Below are 21,872 nucleotides of genomic sequence, written 5' to 3'. Positions count from 1 at the left end.
GGCGGGCAGGACATCAAGTTGAGGAGAGCGCACCCAATGCGAGTGGCACACGAGATCGTGTTGACGGACGCGGAGCGCGCCGAGTTGTCCAGGCTGGCCGAGGCCGGTTACGACAGTCCGCGCCTGGCGCAGCGTGCGCGCATGGTTCTGCTGGCCGCGCAAGGCATGCGCAACAAGGACATCGCCGAGCAACTGGACATGGGCCGCGCCCAGGTATCGCGCTGGCGCGAGCGCTTTGCGCAGTGGCGGCTGGTGGGCATTACCAACGAATTGCCTCGCGGCGCCCCCCCGGTGAAGATCAACCTGGCCCGGCTGGCGGCCCTGACCTCCAGCCACCGGCTCGATTCCCCAGACCCGTGGAGCACGCGCAAGCTGGCGCAGGAACTGGGCGTCAGCGCCGCCACCATCTCCCGCCACTGGCGTGCGCTGGGGCAGGAACCGAGGACGCAACGCAGTCAGCAGACACCGGGCGGGTTCTTCCCCGGCGGACTGGACCTGGATCTCGCCGGGCTCTATATGGCACCCGCCGAGCATGCCGTGGCGTTCAGCTCGGAGGATCCAGCGCAGTTTGCGGCGCACGCCCCTGCCCCGGCAGAGGAGGTGGCGCCCGCACCGAGGCGCCTGGGCATCACCAATTTGCTTGGCACGCTGAAGGTGCTGGATGGACATCTGGGTAGCCAGCAGCAGCACGACGCCGCGGCAACCGACTGGCTCGCGTTCCTGCGGCAACTGGAAGGCACTGCACCTGCAGGCCACACGCTGCATATCATTGCGGACAACTACAGTACCAACCAACAGGATGCGGTCAGAAAGTGGATCAGCATGCATCCACGCGTCCGCGTCCATTTCACGGCCACGCATGCATCGTGGCTGCGGATGGTGCAGCGCTTCTTCCGCGAGATGACGACCGCGCAGTTGCTCCGCGCCATGGGCGGCGCCCACGAGTTGCTCGCGGCAATCGATCTTTACCTGAAATTGCCGGCCGGCAAGTCTTTTACGTGGCTTGCGGGCAGCCCGGTGCCAGCGTACCCGCTCGAGGGGGAAGGCCCAGCTGTCGTGGCGCAGGAGGTGCACGCTGACGCCCCCGCGGCAGCGGCGGAGAACGGCCAGCGCGAGTCCGCTGATGACGCACCGGCCAGCGCTGAGCCGGCGCTGTCCCGCGCAGCCGTGGAATCGGTCGCCAGCACCAAGCTGATGCCGCCACGCGTGACCCATGCGCTGGTGCCGCGCGCCGGTCTGATGGCGCGCCTGCAGGAAGCCCGACGCCAGCGCTGCGTGGTGATTCAGGGACAGGCCGGCAGCGGCAAGACCAGCACCTTGCTAGCGTGGCGGCGCTCGCTGATGTCGCTCGACTATGACGTGACATGGCTTTCGCTGTCTGCGGAAGACAATGATCCGGTCCGGTTCTTCGAATGCCTGCTGGCGAGCATCGCCGAAGCAAACCCGGCAGTCGTCCGCGAAGCGGCCCTGCTGATCGGCCGCGGCAATGACGAAGCCGCGATCGAGCATTGGGTCATCAGCCTGGTCCAGGGCCTGGCGGACCATCCGCGCGAGCTGGTGGTCATGCTGGATGACCTGCATCATATCGACGACGCGCGCATCTTCCAGGCCCTGCAGTGGCTGCTTGCCTATGCGCCACCCAATGTCCACCTGGCGCTCTGTTCCCGCAACGCGCTGCCCCTTTCGTTCGAACGGCTGCGCGCCCAGGGCCGGCTGACCGAGATCGATACGCGGGACCTGCGCTTCAGTGCCGAGGAATCAGAGCGCTTCCTGTGCGATCAGCTCGGGGACATCGACCGGCGCGATGCGGTCGAGCTGCACCGGCTCACTGACGGCTGGGTAGCGGGACTGCAGCTTTTTGCGGTGGACTTGCGCAACCGTCGCGGCCAGGGTTACCGCAACGTGCAAGTGCGCGACGCCCATGCCTTCGCCAGCTATTTCGACCAGGAAGTCCTAGGCCGGCTGGCCCCGGAAGACCTGGAGATGCTGATCCGCACCGCGATCTGCAACCGCTTTTGCGCGCCGCTGTGCGCAGCCATGGCCGGACGTGCGCAGGATGCCGAGCATACCGCGGGGCGATTGGAGCGCCTGGAGGAAGACAACCTCTTCATCACGCAGATTGGCGGAAATGAACGCGAAACCTGGTACCGGCTGCATCCCTTGCTGCGCGAAGTCCTGATGGCACGCCTGGACCTACGGCCCGACGCGGACCGGCAGGCCCTGCACGCCGCCGCCTGCGCCTGGTTCAAGGCACATGGGTATGTGGACGACGCCGTCAGGCATGCCGTGCTGGCCGGTGACGTCGAGACCGCCGCCGGCATGGTGCAGGAGCGTGCCTACGGCATGCTGGTCAACGGAGACCTGAGCCAGCTTGCGCGGCTGTTGCGGCAGCTGCCGCCCGGGCAATTGCAGCGACGCTTCGGCCTGCTGGTGGCTTCGGCATATCTGCAGATGTATACAAGCCGCTTCGACGAGGCACGCGAGAGCGTGCAGCACATCCAGGCGCAGCACGGGCAACTGGACCGCCACCAGCGCTATACCGGTGCCCTGATCCGGGCAGGCCTGGCCCTGCAGCAGGACGACACCGACACAGTCCTGTCGATGGCGCCGGAACTGCGCGAGATTCCGCCCGATGCGGACGACTTCAGCTGGACCTGCCGCAGCAATATTCTCGGCTGGGCCTTCGTGTACCGCGGCGAGTACGACCAGGCCCGTGCCATCGTCGATCACACCGGCGCGCGCGCTGCCGCGCCGCGCAGCAGGCTGCTGGGCCAGTGCATCAGTGCCATGAGCCTTGCGCTGGAGGGCCGCCTGGAACAAGCCGAGAAGGCCGTGCGCGAGGTGCTGGCAAGGGCGGATGCAAGCGGGGCGGCCTACACCGGCTTGTCGTGCATGGCCGCCGGCCTGCTGGCCGACATGCTGTATGAGCTGAACGACACGGCAGGCGCCATTCATCTGCTGGAACCGCGCATCAACCTGCTCGAGCGCGTATCGCTGCCGGACACCGTCCTTCATGCGATGACGGTGCTGTCCGACTCACACTGGCTGGAGGGGCGCGGCGAGCAATCCGTGGTCTACATTGACCGGCTCGAAGCCTATGCCAGCCGGTTCGGGATGGACCGCGTGCTGCTGGGAGCGCTGGCGTTGCGGCTGCGGCGCCATCAGCAACTGGGCGAGATGGAGGCAGCCGGTGACGTGATGCGGCGGCTCGAGGCAGTGGCTGCCCGCCATGCGGATACGCGCTCGCAGCACAACCGGCAGATTCAGGCTGCGATGGAGCGCATCCGTGCCGGGATGAGCCTCTACCTGCGGGATTTCGGGGGCGCCGCCGCCCGGCTGGAAGCGCTGCTCGAGGATCCGCGCACCCTGCGCCAGCCGGCGCGCGCCGCAGCACTCAGGCTGCAGCTGGCCATCGCGCAGCTGCAGCTTGGCCGTCTGCCCTTGGCCCAGGACCACCTGCGCGAGGGGCTGAGCCTCGGACACAGCCTGGGGCTGGTGCGAAGCCTGCTGGACGCCTGCGACCTGCCGCAGCAGCTCGGCGCGCTCTTGCACGCCGACGGGCTCAATCCGGTGCTTGCGTTCTACCTGAATCGCCTGCTGGCCGAGGCGGCCCGGGCGGAGCAAGGCACGCGGCCGGGCCCGGCCAGCGCCCACGGCGCCGCACCCGTGCTTAGCGAGCGCGAACGCGAGATCCTGAACCTGGTAGCGCAGGCCATGCCGAACAAGAAGATCGCCATGGTGCTTGGGCTGTCGGCGGAAACGGTCAAGTGGCACCTGAAGAACATCTACGCCAAGCTTGGCGTGAGCGGCCGTGGCGGCGCCGCAGCCCGGCTGCGCGATCTCGCTGACTGATCTCGCGGACTGAGCCGGTCCACGCAGCCGGACCTGCGTCAGCGCCTCTCTCGCCTCTCTCGTCTCTCTCGGGCGCTCTTCGCCGTCGCCGCGGTCCGATCCGGCCGGCGGCTGCCATTTCATCCGATACACTCTGCCCTCCCCGGTTCCGGCGCGCGGCGGGACCCCACCCACACCGGGGAGTGCCTCGCGCATCGTCGGCGCGCAATCATGCTTCAACAGGCTGCTGCCGCAGCGTGTAGCCCGCCGCCCGGTGCTCCGGCCGGCGCCGACAGTCAACTGGCCGCCGCCTGGCGGCCAAGGCATCCTCACAAGCAATGACCCTGTTCAATTCACTGAAGAAATGGTGCCTGGCCGTGTTCGGCGCCTGGCTTGTGCTGGCCGCTCCGGCATTCGCGCAGGCCTATCCGGAACGGCCCGTGAAGATTATCTCGGTGTCCAGCGCCGGCACCGGCGCCGACGCCTACACGCGGCTGCTGGCGAAGCACCTGTCTGACAAGCTCGGCCAGAGCTTCCTGGTGGACAACCGCCCGGGCGGCAACATGATGGTCGCCAGCGAGTTCGTCGCGAAAGCCGCGCCCGATGGCTACACGCTGCTGCTTGCCACCTCCGGCACGATGGCGGCCAACCCTTTCCTGTTCAAGCGGCTGCCCTACGACCCGCGCAAGGATTTCGTGCCCATTGCGCGCTTGTCCATGCTGCCGGTGGCGCTGGTGGTGCCGGCAGGCTCGCCCTATCGCAGGGTCTCAGACCTTGTCGCCGCCGCGCGCGCAAAACCTGGCAAGCTCAACTACGGCAGCGCCAGCGCGCCCTCGCAGGCGACACTTGCCGCCTTTAATGAGGCGGCCCACATCCAGGCCGTCAGCGTGCCTTACAAGGGCATGGCCGGGATGCTGACCGACCTGATGGGAGGTGTGCTGGATTACGGGCTGGCCGACACGGCCTCCGCAGTGCCGCAGATCCAGGGCAAGAAGCTGCGCGCACTGGCGGTGTTCAGCCCGAGCCGCGTGGCCTTGATGCCCGATGTTCCCACGCTTGCCGAAGCCGGGGTTCCTGGCGTGCTGGTTGCCAGCTGGACCGGCCTGTTCGCACCGGCGGGAACGCCCGCGGCCATCGTCGACAAGCTTTCGCGCCTGTGCATCGAGTTCGCCGGCTCGCCGCAGGCCCAGGCGCACTATGCCGAACGCGGCACGCTCGCCTTCCCTGCAGCCGGCCCGGAGCTGGCCAGAGGGATTGTCGAAGACCAGAAGATGTGGAAGCGCCTGATCACCATCGCCGGCATCCAGCCGGAGTGAAGGCCCGCGCCTGACATGCACTGCCTCTGCGCGATGCCAGCACCTGTCCAGACCGGCGAGAATGCCTGCCCCGAGCCGCCAGCCCACCTGTTCGGCCAGCTTGCAGCCGTGGCCCGGGCCCGGCCTCATGCCAGCGTGCTGGTCAACCATGACGGCATGCCGATGAGCTACCGCGAACTGCACGATGCCGCGCAGTACCTGGCCGGCTATCTGCAGCACCACCTGGAGGTACGCGCCGGCGACCGCGTGGCGTTGCTGATGGGTGCAGGCCGCGAACTGGCAATCGCCTGCTACGCGGTCCTGCGGTGCGATGCGGCAGTGGTAGCGATCCGTCCGGGCACCCCCGCTACGGAGACCGCCGGCCATCTGCAGGCCAGTCATGCACAAGTCATCATCACTGCGCAGGCAATGCACGACGCGCTGGCTCCGCTGCTCGCGGCGGGCAGCCTGCGCGGCACGGTTGTCGCCGCGGCCGGGAACGGTTCCGATGCGCCGGTGCAACGCCATACCCACACCCTCTCCGGCGCGCTGGCCGCCGGCATTGCCCCCCTGCGCATGGGACCGGGCGGCGACGGGCTGGCGGTTGTCGACTGCGCATCCGGAGCCGGCTCGCCGGCCAGCGCCCCCACCGCGATGCTGAGCCATCGGGCACTGGCGGCCATGGCCGCCAGTGAATGCCGCAGCCCGTGCAACGCCGGCCTCGACGACCTGCTTGCCCTGCAGCGCGCCGTCAGCCATGGCGGCTGCCTGATCGTGCGCGCCGCCCCGGAGCCAGCATTTTCAACCCATTTTTGAAGAGAGCGTCAACCATGAGCCTGCTGGCAGGAAACGCCGTCTTCCCGGCCTGAGCGCCCGGCCTCGCACGCTGCCGGCGGACCTCCGCCGGCTGGACCCACCCCATCACACCAACCATTGAGAAGGAACCCAGATGAACAAGACATGCGCAATCATCGGCGCCGGCATGACCGCCTTCGGCAAGTTCCCGGACAAGACCGTCCGCATGCTGGCCGAGCACGCTGCGCGGACCGCGCTCGACAATGCAGGCATCCAGCCGAAGGACATTGACCAGGTCTATTTCTCCAATGCTGTCTCCGGCCTCATCACCGGCCAGGAGATGGTCCGCGGCCAGGCGGCGCTGCGCTTCCTGGGCCTGTCGGGCCAGCCCATCTTCAACGTGGAGAACGCCTGCGCCTCGGGCAGCTCGGCCTTCTTCCTGGCCTGGAACGCTGTGCGCAGCGGCCAGGCCCAGGTCGCGCTGGTCGTGGGCGCCGAGCGCATGACCCATGAAGACAAACGGGTCTCACTGGGCGCGCTGGCCAAGGCCGTTGACCTGGAAGAGGAACAGCCCGCCCACGTCGGCTCGGGCAGCGGCTCCATCTTCATGGACATCTATGCCGCCAAGACCCGCAAGTTCATGGAGGCGACCGGTGCCACGCGTGAAGACCTGGCCCAGATCGTGGTCAAGAGCCGCCATGCTGCCTCGCTCAACCCGGTGGCACAGTTCCGCAGCGAGACCACGGTTGAGGAGGTGCTGGCCAGCCGCATGATCAGTGACCCGCTCACGCTGCAGATGTGCTCGTCGATCGGCGACGGCGCCGCCGCCGTGGTGCTGTGCTCGCCGGAGTTCCTGAAGCGGCATGAAACCGCGCGCCCGATCTGGGTCGGGGGGTCGGTGATCGTGTCAGGCTCGCCGGACGGCAGCCTTGAGCCCTGCCCCCAGCGTGCCACCTACGGGGTCTACGAGCAAACCGGCATCGATCCGCTCGACATCCACGTTGCCGAGGTGCATGACGCATCCGCGCCCTCGGAGCTGATGTACTACGAAAGCCTGGGGCTGTGCCGCCCGGGCGAAAGCGTCGAACTGCTGCGCAGCGGTGCCTCCGGGCTGAACGGCCGCGTCTCGGTCAATCCCAGCGGCGGCCTGCTCAGCAAGGGCCACCCGATCGGCGCCACCGGCGTGGCGCAGTTGGTCGAGCTGACCCAGCAGCTGCGCGGCGAGTCGGGCCCGCGCCAGCGCCAGGGCGCGAAGCTGGCGCTGGCCGAGAATGGCGGCGGCCAGGTGGGTGTGGACGGCGCCACGGCCGTGGCCACCATCCTGTACGTCTGAGCGGAACTGGGTGCGCGGCACCGGGATCCCGGGCGCCGCGCAGCCGGCAGCCATCACTCATGCCGTACCAGTCGATCTACCGCCCCGGCCTGTTCGCCGGCAAGACCGTGATTGTCACCGGCGGCGGCAGCGGCATTGGCCGCTGCACCGCCCATGAACTGGCCTCGCTTGGCGCGCATGTCGCGCTGGTCGGGCGCAAGCCGGACCGGCTCGAGGCCGTGCAAAGCGAGGTGCTCGCCGACGGTGGCGAGGCGTCCACGCATGTGTGCGACATCCGCGACGAGCCAGCGGTCATCCGCGCCATTGGCGACGTGCTGGCCGCGCAGGGTCGCATCGACGGCCTGGTGAACAATGCAGGCGGGCAGTACCACGGCCAGATGCGGGACTTCACCACGAGCGGTTTCGAAGCCGTGGTCCGCACCAACCTCACCGGCGGCTTCATCTTCATGCGCGAGGTCTACAACCGGTGGATGGCCCAGCATGGCGGCGCCATTGTCAACATGGTGGCGGCAATCAGCGGCAGCCTGCCCGGTTATGCCCATTCCGGCGCGGCCCGCTGCGCAATGCTGAGCCTGACCGAGACTGCTGCCTGCGAATGGGCCGCCTCAGGTGTGCGCGTCAACGCGGTAGCGCCGGGCCTGGTCGCTTCGAGCGGCTTCGACAACTACAGCGATGCTGGCGCCGCGGCCATCCGCGCCAGGCTTGCCGGCATCCCGCTACAGCGCTATGGCAATGTCGCCGAAGTCTCCTCGGCCATTGTCTACCTGCTTTCACCCGCCGCGGCATTCGTCAGCGGGGCTTGCCTGCGCATCGACGGTGCCGCGGCAACGGCCAGGTCGTGGACATTCGCGCCGCACGACAAGAGCGTGGCCTTTGACGGCTTTCACCTGCCTTCGCTTCCCGTCATGCTGCGTGGCTAGCGTGCCCGGCGATCCCGCACGACACCGGCCAGAACCGTGGTTTTTCAGCCACGGCCCTTGCACATCGGCGGCTCATGCATGGGGTGGTGGCGCCGCTCCCCCAAGCCCCCCAAAGTTGCGCATGAACTGGAATAAGCCTCGGCAATGAGGCAGGACCGGGGCCACACTACCGCACTCCGCGCCATGCGCGTGACGCTAACGTGGCACCGCGGGTGTTAGGCGTGCGGCACGTGACGGTGTTTCAGATGTCCATCGGCAAATGGCACCCCGAAACGGGTAGCGTTGCGCCCCCTGAACGTAGTTACCGTGCTAGCACACGCACTGTGTGTGAAATATAAATCAGCCCCGACGCCGCGCGAGCAAGCGTGGCCCGGACAGCGAATACAAAAAACGGAGGAGATGACAGGATATGAAACTGAGACTGTGCACACTGGCAGTGCTGGGGACTTTTTCCGCTTGGCATGAAGCCGCGCAGGCGGCTAACGGGGTAACGCTGTACGGTGTGATCGATGCCCCGATCGAGTATGTAAACCGTGTGGCAACGTCGGTGGCCACACGCAATACTGGCGGCAGCCGGGTCGGCATGCCTAGTGTAGGGGGGCTCTCCGCGTCGCGCTGGGGCCTGCGCGGCACCGAAGACCTTGGCGGCGGCGCGCAGGCGCTGTTTGTGCTTGAAGGGGCCTTTATGCCGGACACCGGCGCCTCGCCCTCGAGCGGTCTCTTCAGCCGGGTGGCCATGGTCGGCCTGAAGAACAGCCTGGGACAAGTTACGCTCGGGCGGCAGACCACCAGCCTGCTCGATGGCCTGGTCAACTTCGCGCCGCTGCGCTTTGCAGCGACCTATGAACCTGGCATCTGGTGGATGGGGCTGAACTACCGCCAAAGCAATATGGTGAAGTACACCGGCCAGTTCGGCAGCCTTCAGGCCGTGGCGCACTATTCGTTCGGGACCGGCGTTCCGGCATTGTCGACGGGCAACCTGCTTGCCAACGGCGGCGCCGGCGAAGATCCTGCACACCGCAAGGACAACACGGCCTACGGCGCTTCGCTGATGTACCTGGACGACACCTTCGGCCTGGGCATCGGCTATGACCAGTGGAACCCGGCTGTTGTCACGGGCCAGACCGGCAAGGTCCGCAAGCTCTCGGTCGGCGGCAGCTACGCCACCGGGCCGCTGAAGTTCTCGGCAGGCTACCGCTGGAACAAGGCCGACTTCGCCAACGGCAACACCTTCCTGCGCGACGACTACTGGTGGGCAGGTGTCAACTACCAGGTGACGCCCGCTCTGGCCCTCTCGCTGGCCTACTACTACGCCGATGTCAAGCGGACAGCCGCCACCCCCACGGCGCCTTCGACCAACCCGCCGAACATGCAGCAATACACCTTCTTGGCGGACTACAACCTGAGCAAGCGCACCGACGTGTATTTTTCAGTGGGCCTTGCGCACAATGGCAGCCTGAGCTTTGACAGCGCGGCCACCGCTTACGCGTTCAATTACCCGACCATGACGGGACAAAAGAACATGGTGGGCGTCATCACGGGCGTGCGACACAGATTCTGAGAACCGGTCTGAGCAGTTCCGGGTGCCTGGTTTTTCGTCCCTGCGCAGGCGGGGACCCGGTGTTTTTTGAGTTGTCAGATGCGCGCATAAAGACGCCGGGCTCCCGCATACGCGGGAGCGACACGCATTTTCAAACAGGTTCTGAGCACGAGCGGACCGGCAACGGGAGGGGCGGGCCCGTGCGCCCAGGCCGGCTCCGGCCTCCTCCATGCCGCATACCGTCACGGGCCAATTGCCCATCTCTCCATCGCCTCGCGACCTGAACACGTCGCAACGGGTCAGCGCAATCAGGGTTCCATGCCCGACGACGGGTCGACTGCCGTCTGCATTCCCATCCTATCTCTGTCGCCCACTGCCCGATCCGGCTAGTGGCATCCGACTCCCCGCAGGAAATAATGAAGACATGCATCAGCGTTGTGGAAGACATCGCGGCCGCAGCACGACCGCACCTTCCATGACGCGACCGCATGCCTCTCATCACAACCGAATCCACGAAAGGAAGCCAGATGCAACAACTCTGCAAGGACCGGGTGGTCGTCATTACCGGAGCAGGCCGCGGCCTGGGCCGCGAATACGCGCTGGAATTCGCGCGCCATGGCGCCAAGGTGGTTGTCAATGACCTGGGCGCTTCGCCCGATGGCACCAGCGCCGCTGCAGGCCCGGCCCAGGAAGTCGTCGAAGAAATCCGCGCGCTTGGCGGGCAGGCGGTCGCCAACAACGATGACGTGGCGGACTGGCAAGGCGCAAAGCGAATGATCCAGACCGCGATCACCGAATTCGGGGGTCTAGATGTCCTGGTCAACAATGCGGCCATCCTGCGCGACCGCATGCTGGTCAACATGGAGGTCGAGGACTGGGACGCCGTGATCCGCGTGCACTTGCGCGGCACTTTCGCCCCCATGCGCCACGCCTGCGCCTACTGGCGCGACGAGTCGAAGGCCGGTCGCCAGCGTGCGGCGCGGGTGATTAACACCTCATCATCGGCCGGGTTGTTCGGCAATATCGGCCAGACCTGCTATGGCGCCGCGAAGGCCGGCATTGCCTGCATGTCCAATGTCGCTGCGATGGAACTCGGTCGCTATGGCGTCACCGTCAACACCATCTATCCGAGCGGCGCAACCCGCCACACCGAGCAACTGCTCAAGAGCGGCCGGCTCAACCCTTCGTTCAGTGCCGTCGAGGGTTTCGACGCCTTCGATCCTTCCAATGTCGCGCCGATCATCGTGTGGCTTGGCAGCGAGCAGTCCGGCGAGGTCACCGGCCGTGCATTCGGCAGCCGGGGCGGGCGTATCACGGTGGCCGAGGGCTGGCGCGCCGGCCCTCACATCGAGAAGGCGGGACGCTGGGAGGTAGCCGAGCTGGGCGCGCTCGTGCCCGATCTTGTCAGGCGCGCCGCGCCCAATGCCAACCTGGATGGCGTCATTCCGTCCGCCATCTGACGGCGCGCATCGAAAAACAGGAACGACACACGGAGACAGATCATGCTCGACAAGAACCTGATTGGCCACAGCTTCGGCAAGCGCAGCATCAACGTTGAGGAATGGGCAGTGCGTTGGTACGCCAACGCCATCGGCGAAACCGATCCGGTATACAGCGACGTGGCGGCGGCGCACGCGGCCGGTCACCGCTCGCTGCGGGTCCCGCCCACCTTCCTCTCGTGCATGGAAGGCTGGCTCTTCAAGACCTTCGACCTGCTTGCGCTTGCCAGGATCGAGCCCTCCCGCGTGCTGCATGCCGAGCAGCAATACGACTATCACGCACCCGTTCATGTGGGAGACACCCTGACCTACGAGCCGAGGATCGTCGACATCTACGACAAGAAGGGCGGCGCGCTCGAGTTCCTGGTCAAGGAGTCGCGCATCACCAACCAGGATGGCGTGCACGTTGCCGATGCGCGTTCCGTGCTCGTACAGCGACAGATCTGAAGGACATTCCGCCATGATGAAGAACATCCTGAACGACCTCCGGGTCGGAGACAGCATTCCTCAGTTGCAGTTGCCCGCCATCACCCGCAAGACGCTGGCGGTGTATGCCGGCGCTTCGGGCGACCACCACCCGCTGCACATCGACTCCGACTACGCCCACAACGCCGGTTTCGATGACGTATTCGCGCACGGCATGCTTTCCGCCGCCTACCTTGGCCGCCTCATCACTGGCTGGGCAGGCCAGGAACGGGTGCGCAGCCTGAGGCTGCGCTTTACCGGCATCATGCACCTGCACGACGCGCCCCTGTGCAGCGGGCGCGTCAGCGAGCGCTTCGAAGTCAACGGCGAGCCGCGCCTGCGCATCGAGATGCAATGCGCCAACCAGAATGGCGAGGCAAAGATCGTCGGCGAAGCCGACATCGCACTCATCTGATCCATCTCATCCGGTCACGTGCCCATGCCCCAACTGACTCGACATCTCACTCATTGGCCCCCAGGCGTCCCGCGCTCACTGGAAGTGGCGGACTGCAATCTGTTCAGCCATCTTGAAGGTTCGGCGCAGCGCGTGCCGGACCAGGCAGCCACCGTCTTCTACGGCCGGCAGACCAGCTTTCGCGAACTACACCAGGCCGCACTGGCGCTGGCGGGCTATCTGCAGCAGCGGCTGGGCGTGCGGCGTGGCGACCGGGTGCTCCTGATGATGCAGACCTGCCCGCAGTTCTTCATGGCCTATTACGCCGTCATGCGCTGTGATGCGGTCGTGGTAGCCATCAATCCGATGAGTACCGCCGACGAGATCGCTTACTATGCCGGCGATTCGAGAGCACGGGTGATGATTGCCACCCAAGACATGGCCGACCGGGTGGAAGCGCTGCTGCACGACGGCAGGCTCGAGGCCTGCGTAGTCGGCGCGCCGTCCGAGTTTGCCGGGCTGCCTGAGGATGTCCCTTACCTGGAGATTCCCGCCTTCGTACGCGAGCCCCGCCGCCCGGCTCCACTTGCCGGGTTCCATGACTTCATGCAGGCGCTGGCGGCCGGCCTCGCCCCCGGACCCATGCATGCCGGCGGGCGTGACCTGGCCGTGGTCGGCTACACCTCGGGCACCACGGGCCGGCCCAAGGGCGCCATGCTCACTCACCGCAACTTCGCCTACTCCATGGCACACCGTGAGCACTGGCAGAATGACCGCGCTGACGAGCACGAACTGCTGGCACTGCCGGTCAGCCACCTGGCCGGCATGCGGGTAATGAACCAGGCCGTGCGCATCGGCCGCACCGTGGTGCTGCTGGCGCGCTGGGACGCGCAAGCAGCGGTCGAACTGATCGGGCGCCTGCGCATCCAGTCCTGGCCCGCCGTTCCCACCATGTTTGCGGAGGTGTTCGGGCGTGCCGACGTCGGCCGGCATGACCTGTCGTCGCTCAAGCGGATCTATGGCGGAGCCGCGGCAATGCCTGAGTCCCTGGCGCACGAAATGCAGCGGCGCCTGGGGCTCACCTACCTGGAAAGCTACGGCATGACCGAGTTCTGCGGCTTTTCGCTCAGCAACCCGCCGCAGGCAGCCCGGCGCCAGTGCGCCGGGATTCCCGTGATCAATTGCGATGCCCGGGTGATCGACCCCGACAGCGGTGCGGAACTGGGTCCGCGCCAGCCAGGCGAGATCGTGATGCACGGCCCCACCCTGTTCGAAGGCTACCTGAACAATGCCGAGGCGAGCGCCGCCGCCTTTATCGACATCGACGGCAAACGTTTTCTGCGCAGCGGCGACCTGGGCTATTACGACGACGACGGCTATTTCTATGTGACCGACCGCCTCAAGCGCATGATCAACTGTTCCGGGCTGAAGGTGTGGCCGGCGGAAGTCGAAGCGGCGCTCTACGCCCACCCGGCCGTGCAGGAGGTTTGCGTGATATCCGCCCGCGATTCACATCGTGGCGAGACCGTCAAGGCCGTTGTCGTCATGCGCCCGTCCGCGCGCGGTGCCATCACGGCGCATGAGCTGGCCGAGTGGGCGCGCGCACGCATGGCGGGCTACAAGGCACCGCGGCTGGTCGAGTTCGTCGAGGCCCTGCCCAAGACGGCGACTGGCAAGGTCCTGTGGCGCGAAGTCCAAGCGCAGCAGAACGAGCGCGACCAGTCGGCGCTGGCGAACGCCTGAGGCCACGCCAGAAGGCAGACAAGGCCCACATTCTTTGGAATGTGGGCCTTGTCGTTTCCGCCGTTTGGTTTAGATCAGAGATCAGAGCGTCTGGTCCGGCAACCGGCAACCCGAAGAAAACAACGCAGGAACACCAGCGAACGGGCCTTGCAGCCTTTCCGCAAGTTTCAACCCCTTGCGGCAACTGGTACTGCTTCGCTGTTCCCAGCGGCCTGCAGCCTCATCGCTGCGCCGCCTGCAACTGCCGGGCGAACGGCCGGTAGCGCGCAGTCTCCGAAGCCACCAGGGCGCTGACCTCCTTGCCGGGGACGGCAAAGACTTCCGCGCCGGCATTCTGGGTCACGTAAGCGCTGAACTCAGGATGCTTCATGGCCTTGAGCACGGCAGCCTCGATCGCCTGGACCACGGGTTCCGGCGTCCTGGCGGCAACCCCAAGGCTGATCCAGCCGTACAGGTCGTAGTTTGCCAAGCCCGCCTCGCTCACGGTCGGCACGCCGGGCAACCGGGGGTGGCGCTCCTTGCCGGTTACGGCCAGCACCTTGAGCTTGCCTGTGGCAATCAGCGGCAGGGCGCCGCCAATGTCCATGAGCGCGACGTCGACAGCACCGCCCATCAGGTCGGTCTGGACCGGCGCCGCTCCCTTGTAGGGCACGTGGTTGAACTCGACCTTTGCCATCTGCTGCATCTGGAGCGCCCCCAGCCGGTAGTGCGCACTGTAACTGGCCATACTGACCGACCCGGGAGCCTGGCGTGCCGCAGTCATCAGATCAGCAAAGCTGTTGAAGCGCGACCCGCTGCCCGTGACGAGCACGGCGATAACGCGGATCATGCCGGCGACCGGCCGCAGGTCTCGCTGCGGATCGTACGGCAGGTTCTCGCTGATCAGCGGGTTGATCACCAGTGAGCTGGGGGAAAGCATCATGATGTTGTAGCCATCCGCCGGTGCGCTCAGCAGGGTCTGCACCGCCACCAGCGAATCGGCACCCGGCTTGTTCTCCACATAGGTGGGCTGGCCGAGTTCCTGCGCCGCAAGCCTGGCCACCAGCCGGGTAATGGTGTCGGAACCGCTGCCCGGCCCGAGTGGCACGATAAAGCGCACCGGGCGCGAGGGGAAGGATTCGGCATGGGCGCTCTTCATCGCCATCATGCATGGCATCAGCGCGGACAAGGAAAGTCCGATCATACCGACGCAAACGAGCCGTTTCATGGGGTTCTCCGGTAGTGATGGCGCCGGGTCGCACGTTCGCGCCCGGCGCCGACATCGAACTGCCGTGCGTCAGGCCCTGCCATAGAGCGTAACCACGCAGGCGCCGCCCAGGCCAAGGTTGTGCGCCAGCGCGAGCCTGGCACCTTCGACCTGCCGCTTGTCGGCAGTGCCGCGCAACTGGTGCGTCAGCTCGAAGCACTGGGCAAGGCCGGTGGCACCTAGCGGGTGGCCCTTGGACAACAGGCCACCGGAGGGATTGATCACGGTCCTGCCGCCGTAGGTGTTGTCACCGTCCTGTACAAACTTCTCGGCACCGCCTTCCGGACAGAAACCGAGCGACTCATAGCAGATCACCTCATTCTGGGCGAAGCAGTCGTGCAGTTCGCACACGTCGATGTCCTCGGGGCCGACACCGCTCTTCTCGTAGACCCTGGCCGCCGCGGCGCTGGTCATGTGCGATCCGACCCAACTCAGCATCGAGGGCGGATCAAAGGCTTCGGGTGGGTCCGTTGTGAGCGCCTGGGCCAGGATCTGCACGTCGGCGCGCAATCCGTGCTTTCTTGCGAAGCTTTCGGACACGATCACCGCCGCTGCGGCGCCGCAGGTAGGCGGGCATGCCATCAGGCGGGTCATCACGCCGGGCACGATCACGGTATCGGCCATCACCTCCTCCGTAGTCAACATTTTGCGGAAGATCGCGAGCGGATTGTTGGCGGCATGGCGGCTGGCCTTTGCGCGCACCGCGGCGAACGTCTCCATGCGGGTGCCATACTTCTCCATGTGTTCACGCCCTGCCCCGCCGAAGGTTCGCAGCGACTGGCCCAGATCACCCATGTCGGCGGTAAGGGAGCGCAGCACGGGCAGAAAGCGTACCCGCGGCGGGGGCCGGTCGTCCCAGTGCATCTTCAGCGGGCCGGGTTGCATCTGCTCGAAGCCGAGCGCCAGCACGCAGTCAGCCTCGCCGGACGCGATGGCCTTGCGTGCGAGATACAGCGCCGTCGAGCCAGTCGAGCAGTTGTTGTTGACATTGATGATCGGGATGCCGGTCATGCCGACTTCGTACAACGTGGTCTGCCCGCAGGTGGAATCGCCGTACACGTGCCCGGCGTACGCTTCCTGCACCTGCTCGTAGCCGATGCCGGCATCGGCCAGGGCAAGGCGCACCGCCTCGGCGCCCATTTCGAAATAGGGCTTGCTCGCGCCCGGCTTGAGAAAGGGGATCATGCCGACGCCGGCGACAATGGCTTTTTCACTCATGATGTTCCTGTTCAGGATGGTTGGAGGCTGCCGTACAGCCAGGCAGGCATGGCTTACAGCTTGCGCGAGATAAGGTCGCGCATGACCTCGCTGGCGCCGCCGGCGATGCGCGACAGGCGGTAGTCGGTGAACGCGCGCGCAATCGGGTACTCAAGCATGTAGCCGTACCCACCGTGCAGTTGCACCATGTCGTCGATGCACTTCCACATCGTTTCGGTGGCAAAGAGCTTGGCGATCGCGGCCTCCTGCACGGTCAGCTTTCGCTTCATGTGCTCGCCGATGTAGTAGTCGACCATCGTGCGCACGGCGACCGACCGGGCCTTGACGTCGGCCAGCTTGAACTTGGTGTTCTGGAAGTCCCACACAGTCTGGTTGAAGGCGCGCCGGTCCTGGACGTAGTCAACCGTGATCCGGAGCAGCCGTTCGATGGCAATTGCCGAATACAGTGCGATCAGCAAGCGCTCCTGAGGCAGTTCCTGCATCAGGTAGGCGAAGCCCTGGTTCTCCTCCCCCAGACGATTCCCCACCGGCACGCGCACATTGTCGAAGAAAAGCTCGGCGGTATCCGCGCCGGGCTGGCCGACTTTCTCCAGCTTGCGCCCGCGCCGGAAGCCAGGACGGTCGGCCTCCACCATCATCAGGCTCACGCCCTTCGCGCCGGCGGCCTGGTCAGTTTTGCAGACCAGCATGATCATGTCGCAATTCAGGCCATTGCTGATGAAGGTCTTGCTGCCGTTGATGACGTACTCGTCGCCATCGCGCTCGGCGGTCGTTCGGATCGCCTTGACGTCGGAGCCGCCGCCCGGCTCGGTGATGGCCACTGCCATGATGGTCTCGCCGGCGCAGATCCCGGGCAGCCAGCGCCGCTTCTGCGCCTCGGTGCCCAGGCGCACGATATAGGGAGCGATAATGTCCGAATGGATCGAGAAGCCGGCGCCCGAGATGCCGGCACGGTGCATTTCTTCCATGACGATCGCCGAATGGCCGAAATCACCGCCCCCGCCGCCGTACTCGGCGGGCACCGACACACATAGCAGACCTTCACGGCCAGCCTTCAGCCAGGTCTCGCGGTCGGTGCGGCCCGCCTTGTCCCATTCGGCCTGGCGCGGCGCGCACTCGCGTTCGAAGAATCGCCTCGCGGTGGGGCGCAGCATTTCGTGGTCTTCCCGGAAGACCGTGCGATTGACTTCCACTGTCAGCTCCTTTCAATGAGTCGGATCCGGGCCGGCTGCTCCCGCGGGGCAGCGTTGCCAGACAACCCATCATGGCCAATCGCGCGGCTTGACACACTAGCCGGATTGGCGAGCCGGATCTCAGTGGAACCCCGGGAAATCACCTCCCAGTTCGAGATCGCGCATGCGCGCAACCGCTTCGTCGCGCTCGGACACGCCGAGCTTGGCGTAGATCTTGCGCAGATGCCATTTGACCGTGTGCGGTGTCACCCCGATTACGCGGGCGATCTTCTTGTTGGGCATGGCCTGCGCGACCAGTGCCAGCACCTCCCGCTCCCGGTCGTTAAGGAGGTCAGCCGCCACTGCCGAGGGAGCGCTCGCAGGAGGCCCGGCCACCAGTTCCGTATGCGACGCGGCGGCGAGGAGCCGCTTGACATAGAAGGCCAGGACCGGATCAAGCACCTCGTCCCGGAGGAGCGCTTCAAGCATGGCGGGCACCTGTGTCGAAACATCGAGCAGGCTGCGGACAAGTCCAAGCTGGTGGCCCAGCTGCACGGCCTTGAACAGGTGTTCCCGGGCCGCATGGAGGTCACCTCGACCCCGCTGCGCGATGGCAAGATTCAGGTGCAAGGCGGCCACGCCAGACCATCTGCCAGCTGTGGCCGTATGCTCCAGGAGCGGTCCCAGGCAGGCAGCGGCACCATCGAAATCCTGCCAGTGCAGGCAGGTTTCCGCGCGGCCCCATTCACAGATGCGGAAGGTTTCGGCTGCCGTACCCCTTGTCGCCGCGGCATGCTGGGCGCCCAGCAGGTTGAGTCGCTCCAGCACGTCCATGGCCTGCGATGTCGCCCCCTGCGCTAGGTGCACGCGCAGACGCAAAGCCAGGGCTTGAGCGAGCGCACGGTCGAGCCCCTGGCGCATGGCATAGTCTTCCAACCGCTCGATATGCTCGAGCGCCTCGAGCCTGCGCCCCAGGCGCCAATGCGAGCGGGCCAGCGCCACCAGTGCCCGCAGCGCCGCATCGGGCAGGGAAGTCCGTTCCAGCAGTTCCAGGCGAGGCTCCAGCAGGCGGCAGACGGCTTTGAGTTCGTTGAATTCGTACAGCGTTTCACCCAGCAGCCCGTCAGCCAGGCCAGCCACGTCCATATGCGCCTGCCCGTACAGCTCGGACTCACGGTGGACCTCGCGCAGCAGCCGTTCAGCCTCAGCCATCCGCCCCTCGAGCGCCAGGCTCATCCCTTCCAGCGCGCGCCCGACCAGGCGGCGAGCGGGCGCCGTATTGTGGCGCGCCCCTTCGCCCAGCACCGCACGCGCAGCTTCGTATTCCCCTTCATACATGTGCATCCAGGCGAGCAAGTGAGCGCGCCCGGCGAAGGCAAAGGCCCGGGAATCGTCCGGTATGGCCTGCAACTCAGGCTGGTTTGCCCGCACCGCGTCCGTGTCGTCGCGCTGCATGGCGAGCGCGCCACGCAAGAGCCGCACGGCGAAGCGCTCGTGGGTACTGATGGTGTCCTGCCCCGCTTCCAGCTGCAGCAGCGCGGCCTTGAGGGAGCCAAGATCGCGCGCGTACATGCTTAGGTACGCCGTGACCAGCCTGAGCGCAAAGCGCGCCTGCACCTGTTCGGCGGGCAGGCGCCTCATGAGGTTGGCAAGCTGGGCCAGTTCGCCACGGCCCATCATGTCCACCGCGCATGCCTCCACGATATCAGCGGCCGCCTGTTGATCGGCGGCGTGCACGGCATGGCGCACGGCTTCATCAAGGTGGCCACGCAGCTCGAACCAGCGCCAGGCCCGCGCGTGGAGGGCCCGCCGTTCGGCCTCGGAAACGCCCTCCAAGCGGGTGGCCAGGACCTCGCGCATCAGCGGGTGCACGCGATACCAGCTCTCGTGGTCATGGCTGCTGACCTGGCTGATGAAAAGGTTGTCGCGATCCAGGCGCGCCAGCCGCGAAGTCATGCTGGCCACAGCGTGGGGCTGGTTCATCAGGGTGGCGCACAAGGAAGCGCAAAGGCGGTTGCAAGCCGAGGCACGGGTCAGCAGCTCGAGGTCTTCGGCTGCAAGGTTCACCAGCACCTCCTGCTCGAAGTAGCTGGCAAAGGCCTGTGCGTCCCGAACCTGTACCCGCGCGTAGCCGGCGCCGCGCTTGGCCTGGAGGTCAATGGCGAAGAGCTGCAAGCCGGCCACCCATCCATCCGTGAGCTCGTGGAGCACCTGCGCGTCGCGCCGGTCGATATGACCCAGGTGCTCGCGCAGGAACCGTTCGGATTCCTCGGCCGAGAAGCGCAAGTCCTTCAGATCGAACTCACTCACCAGGTCCTGTGCACGTGGCCGTGCCAGCGAAAGCGGCGGCGCGGTACGCGTGCCGAAGGCCAGGTGAAGGTTCGGCGGGGCATACTCAAGCAGCCATTGCAGCACCTGGTGGATGCGTATGTCATCCAGGAGCTGTACGTCGTCAATGATCAGCACCAGATCCCGCTGGCGGGTCGAGAGCGCCTCCACCACCGTGATCACGCAGTGCTCAAGGATCGCTTCGCTGCAGTCGCGCCCGACCAGCAGCGCTGCCTCCCTGACTGCATCGTCGTCCACCACCGCGATGCTGGCGAGCAGGCAACCGACGAAACGCATCAACTCATTGTCTTCCGCGGCGACCGAGAGCCAGGCGACGTCGAAGTCCAGCGCCAGAAGCGCCTGCCGCCAGGCCACCAGCGTGCTGGTCTTTCCGCTTCCGGCCGGCCCCTGCACGATCACGCAGCGTTGGCGCCGGGCGTCCAGCAACCGGGCCTGAAGCGCGTCGCGCGGCATCAGCCGGCGGGCTCCGCGCGGCGGAACAAGCTTGGTGCTGGCCACGGACTCGATCACCCGTCCTGGCGGTGGCGGCGGCACGGTCGACGATGAGCCTTTCTGGGACATGGGCGTACTTTCCGGAGAGAGCGGTGTGCCGGTATGGTGGCAGCCAAGCCTGTGCCAGAAAGATACGCGTTGACGCGCCGGCCTGTCCCCACCCGAATCGAGGTGTCTCGACCACGGTCGTCTTGCAGCAACAGCTGCTGGTTCTGCACGCTGCGCGACGCCCGCTGAAGTTTGCGCAGCGCGATGCGGCCAGAATGCCAACGTGCGTCCGGGCGGATGCCCGACGCTCACAAACCAGTGACTATGGCCAACCTTCCGGAAATGACCGCTTCATTTGAAACGCCGGCGACATGAGATGTGCCGTTCTGCCGCCGCTGGCGCGCTGATTCTCCCCGGCGTCCGTAGTCAGACATGCTCAATGCCAATGGGTGAAGCGTCCGCTATTTCCTGCTCGCCTCCCATCGGCTGTCATCCAGAACCAGCCGGAATCCGAGATGCGACATGCTGTTGTACGGGTCGGTCCCCCGGCGTGCGCTTGGCCGATAGCTGAGGCAATAGTCCTCGTTGCAGAGGAAGGAGCCACCGCGCGTGACGCGCTTGGGTGCACTGACGGGCACGCCCGCGTCATCGGGGTCCCAGGACGCCGCCGGACCTGCTGGGTTGTCGACAAGGCGGCCGGAACCTGCCTCCTGCCGGAACTGGTCGGCGCGGTACCAGTCAGCCACCCACTGCCATGCGTTGCCGGTCATGTCGGACAGGCCATAGCCGTTGGCCGGGAAGGTGCCAACCGCGCTTGTGCCGAGCGCGCCACCGGCCTTCGGACTGACCACTGGAAACGGCTGCGCCTGTTGGCCCTGCCAGACGTTGGCCATCTGCTTGCCGTCAGGCGCGAATTTCTCGCCCCAGGCATAGGTCGCCTGCTCCAGTCCGCCACGTGCGGCAAACTCCCATTCGGCCTCGGTTGGCAGACGCTTGCCGACCCATCGGGCGTAGGCCTGGGCGTCTTCGTACGACACCTGCACGACCGGGTGGTCATCCTTGCCGTCGATCGACGTGCCGGGGCCGCCGGGGTGGCGCCAGTCCGCACCAGGCACATAGCGCCACCATTGCGAATAGTCCTGCAGCGGCACCGGGCGGGGCGTGCCGACGAAGACCATGCCACCCGGCACCAGGTCGCTGTCAGACGGGCGCGGCGTGCCGGCGGGCAACTGGACCTTCAGCGTCTCCCAGTCGGGTGTCTTCTCGGCGGTGGTGATATAGCCTGTCGCCGCGACGAACTTGCGGAATTCGGCATTCGTGACATGGTGCTGGTCCATCCAGAAGCCATGCACGCGAACCTTGTGCGCGGGCCGCTCGTTGGGCTGCGCCAGTTTGCTGTCGCTGCCCATCAGGAATTCCCCGCCGGGGACGTGAACCATCCCCATCGGTCCGCTGACGCCATCGCCGGGCAGTATGATGGCCGGCCCGGATGGTGCCGTGCCGGCCATCCATGCCGCATACCCGGCCCCCGCGGCGACAGCGCCAGCCAGTAGCGCCAGCGTCACGCGCCTGCGCCGCCGGGACGGCTCTGC

Annotated in this window: 15 protein-coding genes; 10 read left to right on the top strand and 5 right to left on the bottom strand. The window is 66.4% G+C overall.

Annotated elements, in window-relative coordinates:
* Positions 1 to 36: 36 nt before the first annotated feature.
* The 10 genes from AC1Q7H_RS10290 to AC1Q7H_RS10245 all read left to right on the top strand — a co-directional run bounded on the left by AC1Q7H_RS10290 (position 37) and on the right by AC1Q7H_RS10245 (position 13,815).
* Positions 37 to 3,852, top strand: coding sequence for an IS630 family transposase (locus AC1Q7H_RS10290; RefSeq protein ID WP_492381255.1), 3,816 nt, complete (start codon positions 37 to 39; stop codon positions 3,850 to 3,852).
* Positions 3,853 to 4,169: 317 nt separating this feature from the next.
* The gene (locus AC1Q7H_RS10285; protein WP_492381254.1) at positions 4,170 to 5,147 is read left to right on the top strand and encodes a Bug family tripartite tricarboxylate transporter substrate binding protein; all 978 of its coding nucleotides are present in this window, start codon (positions 4,170 to 4,172) and stop codon (positions 5,145 to 5,147) included.
* A 33-nt stretch (positions 5,148 to 5,180) separates the two neighbouring features.
* Complete coding sequence (locus AC1Q7H_RS10280) at positions 5,181 to 5,942, top strand: AMP-binding protein (RefSeq protein WP_211984233.1); 762 nt, start codon at positions 5,181 to 5,183, stop codon at positions 5,940 to 5,942.
* A gap of 133 nt (positions 5,943 to 6,075) precedes the next feature.
* Positions 6,076 to 7,254, top strand: a complete 1,179-nt coding sequence (locus AC1Q7H_RS10275; protein WP_211984235.1) for a thiolase family protein — start codon at positions 6,076 to 6,078, stop codon at positions 7,252 to 7,254.
* 59 nt (positions 7,255 to 7,313) lie between these two features.
* Positions 7,314 to 8,174: an SDR family oxidoreductase gene (locus AC1Q7H_RS10270; RefSeq protein WP_211984236.1), complete on the top strand. Its 861-nt coding sequence runs from the start codon at positions 7,314 to 7,316 to the stop codon at positions 8,172 to 8,174.
* A 409-nt stretch (positions 8,175 to 8,583) separates the two neighbouring features.
* The gene (locus AC1Q7H_RS10265; RefSeq protein ID WP_211984238.1) at positions 8,584 to 9,735 is read left to right on the top strand and encodes a porin; all 1,152 of its coding nucleotides are present in this window, start codon (positions 8,584 to 8,586) and stop codon (positions 9,733 to 9,735) included.
* Positions 9,736 to 10,241: 506 nt separating this feature from the next.
* The gene (locus tag AC1Q7H_RS10260; protein WP_492381253.1) at positions 10,242 to 11,174 is read left to right on the top strand and encodes an SDR family oxidoreductase; all 933 of its coding nucleotides are present in this window, start codon (positions 10,242 to 10,244) and stop codon (positions 11,172 to 11,174) included.
* Positions 11,175 to 11,216: 42 nt separating this feature from the next.
* Positions 11,217 to 11,660: a MaoC family dehydratase N-terminal domain-containing protein gene (locus tag AC1Q7H_RS10255; RefSeq protein WP_492381252.1), complete on the top strand. Its 444-nt coding sequence runs from the start codon at positions 11,217 to 11,219 to the stop codon at positions 11,658 to 11,660.
* Positions 11,661 to 11,673: 13 nt separating this feature from the next.
* Complete coding sequence (locus tag AC1Q7H_RS10250; protein WP_371827474.1) at positions 11,674 to 12,093, top strand: MaoC family dehydratase; 420 nt, start codon at positions 11,674 to 11,676, stop codon at positions 12,091 to 12,093.
* Between the two features lie 24 nt (positions 12,094 to 12,117).
* Positions 12,118 to 13,815 carry an AMP-binding protein gene (locus tag AC1Q7H_RS10245; RefSeq protein ID WP_492381251.1) on the top strand — a complete coding sequence of 566 codons (1,698 nt, stop codon included), beginning with the start codon at positions 12,118 to 12,120 and terminating at the stop codon, positions 13,813 to 13,815.
* A 220-nt stretch (positions 13,816 to 14,035) separates the two neighbouring features.
* On the opposite strand, the gene AC1Q7H_RS10240 is transcribed toward AC1Q7H_RS10245, so the two are convergent.
* The 5 genes from AC1Q7H_RS10240 to AC1Q7H_RS10220 all read right to left on the bottom strand — a co-directional run bounded on the left by AC1Q7H_RS10240 (position 14,036) and on the right by AC1Q7H_RS10220 (position 21,788).
* Entirely contained in the window at positions 14,036 to 15,022 is a 987-nt protein-coding gene (locus tag AC1Q7H_RS10240; RefSeq protein WP_211984245.1) for a Bug family tripartite tricarboxylate transporter substrate binding protein, read from the bottom strand.
* 69 nt (positions 15,023 to 15,091) lie between these two features.
* The gene (locus AC1Q7H_RS10235) at positions 15,092 to 16,279 is read right to left on the bottom strand and encodes a lipid-transfer protein (RefSeq protein ID WP_492381250.1); all 1,188 of its coding nucleotides are present in this window, start codon (positions 16,277 to 16,279) and stop codon (positions 15,092 to 15,094) included.
* 53 nt (positions 16,280 to 16,332) lie between these two features.
* A complete protein-coding gene (locus tag AC1Q7H_RS10230) occupies positions 16,333 to 17,472 on the bottom strand; it encodes an acyl-CoA dehydrogenase family protein (RefSeq protein ID WP_492381249.1) in 1,140 nt (379 codons plus the stop codon).
* 120 nt (positions 17,473 to 17,592) lie between these two features.
* Positions 17,593 to 20,361: a winged helix-turn-helix domain-containing protein gene (locus tag AC1Q7H_RS10225; protein ID WP_492381248.1), complete on the bottom strand. Its 2,769-nt coding sequence runs from the start codon at positions 20,359 to 20,361 to the stop codon at positions 17,593 to 17,595.
* A gap of 380 nt (positions 20,362 to 20,741) precedes the next feature.
* Complete coding sequence (locus AC1Q7H_RS10220; RefSeq protein ID WP_492381300.1) at positions 20,742 to 21,788, bottom strand: formylglycine-generating enzyme family protein; 1,047 nt, start codon at positions 21,786 to 21,788, stop codon at positions 20,742 to 20,744.
* Positions 21,789 to 21,872 lie beyond the last annotated feature (84 nt).

This window comes from Cupriavidus sp. GW823-FHT06D04 (genome assembly GCF_058795055.1).
This window is presented reverse-complemented; position numbering and strand designations above follow the sequence as displayed.

Coding starts and splice junctions, on each gene's coding strand:
- AC1Q7H_RS10280 (WP_211984233.1), top strand. CDS start 5,181: ATGCCAGCACCTGTCCAGACCGGCGAGAATGCCTGCCCCGAGCCGCCA.
- AC1Q7H_RS10225 (WP_492381248.1), bottom strand. CDS start 20,361: ATGTCCCAGAAAGGCTCATCGTCGACCGTGCCGCCGCCACCGCCAGGA.
- AC1Q7H_RS10250 (WP_371827474.1), top strand. CDS start 11,674: ATGATGAAGAACATCCTGAACGACCTCCGGGTCGGAGACAGCATTCCT.
- AC1Q7H_RS10265 (WP_211984238.1), top strand. CDS start 8,584: ATGAAACTGAGACTGTGCACACTGGCAGTGCTGGGGACTTTTTCCGCT.
- AC1Q7H_RS10235 (WP_492381250.1), bottom strand. CDS start 16,279: ATGAGTGAAAAAGCCATTGTCGCCGGCGTCGGCATGATCCCCTTTCTC.
- AC1Q7H_RS10275 (WP_211984235.1), top strand. CDS start 6,076: ATGAACAAGACATGCGCAATCATCGGCGCCGGCATGACCGCCTTCGGC.
- AC1Q7H_RS10260 (WP_492381253.1), top strand. CDS start 10,242: ATGCAACAACTCTGCAAGGACCGGGTGGTCGTCATTACCGGAGCAGGC.
- AC1Q7H_RS10245 (WP_492381251.1), top strand. CDS start 12,118: ATGCCCCAACTGACTCGACATCTCACTCATTGGCCCCCAGGCGTCCCG.
- AC1Q7H_RS10290 (WP_492381255.1), top strand. CDS start 37: ATGCGAGTGGCACACGAGATCGTGTTGACGGACGCGGAGCGCGCCGAG.
- AC1Q7H_RS10285 (WP_492381254.1), top strand. CDS start 4,170: ATGACCCTGTTCAATTCACTGAAGAAATGGTGCCTGGCCGTGTTCGGC.
- AC1Q7H_RS10270 (WP_211984236.1), top strand. CDS start 7,314: ATGCCGTACCAGTCGATCTACCGCCCCGGCCTGTTCGCCGGCAAGACC.
- AC1Q7H_RS10255 (WP_492381252.1), top strand. CDS start 11,217: ATGCTCGACAAGAACCTGATTGGCCACAGCTTCGGCAAGCGCAGCATC.
- AC1Q7H_RS10240 (WP_211984245.1), bottom strand. CDS start 15,022: ATGAAACGGCTCGTTTGCGTCGGTATGATCGGACTTTCCTTGTCCGCG.
- AC1Q7H_RS10220 (WP_492381300.1), bottom strand. CDS start 21,788: ATGGCCGGCACGGCACCATCCGGGCCGGCCATCATACTGCCCGGCGAT.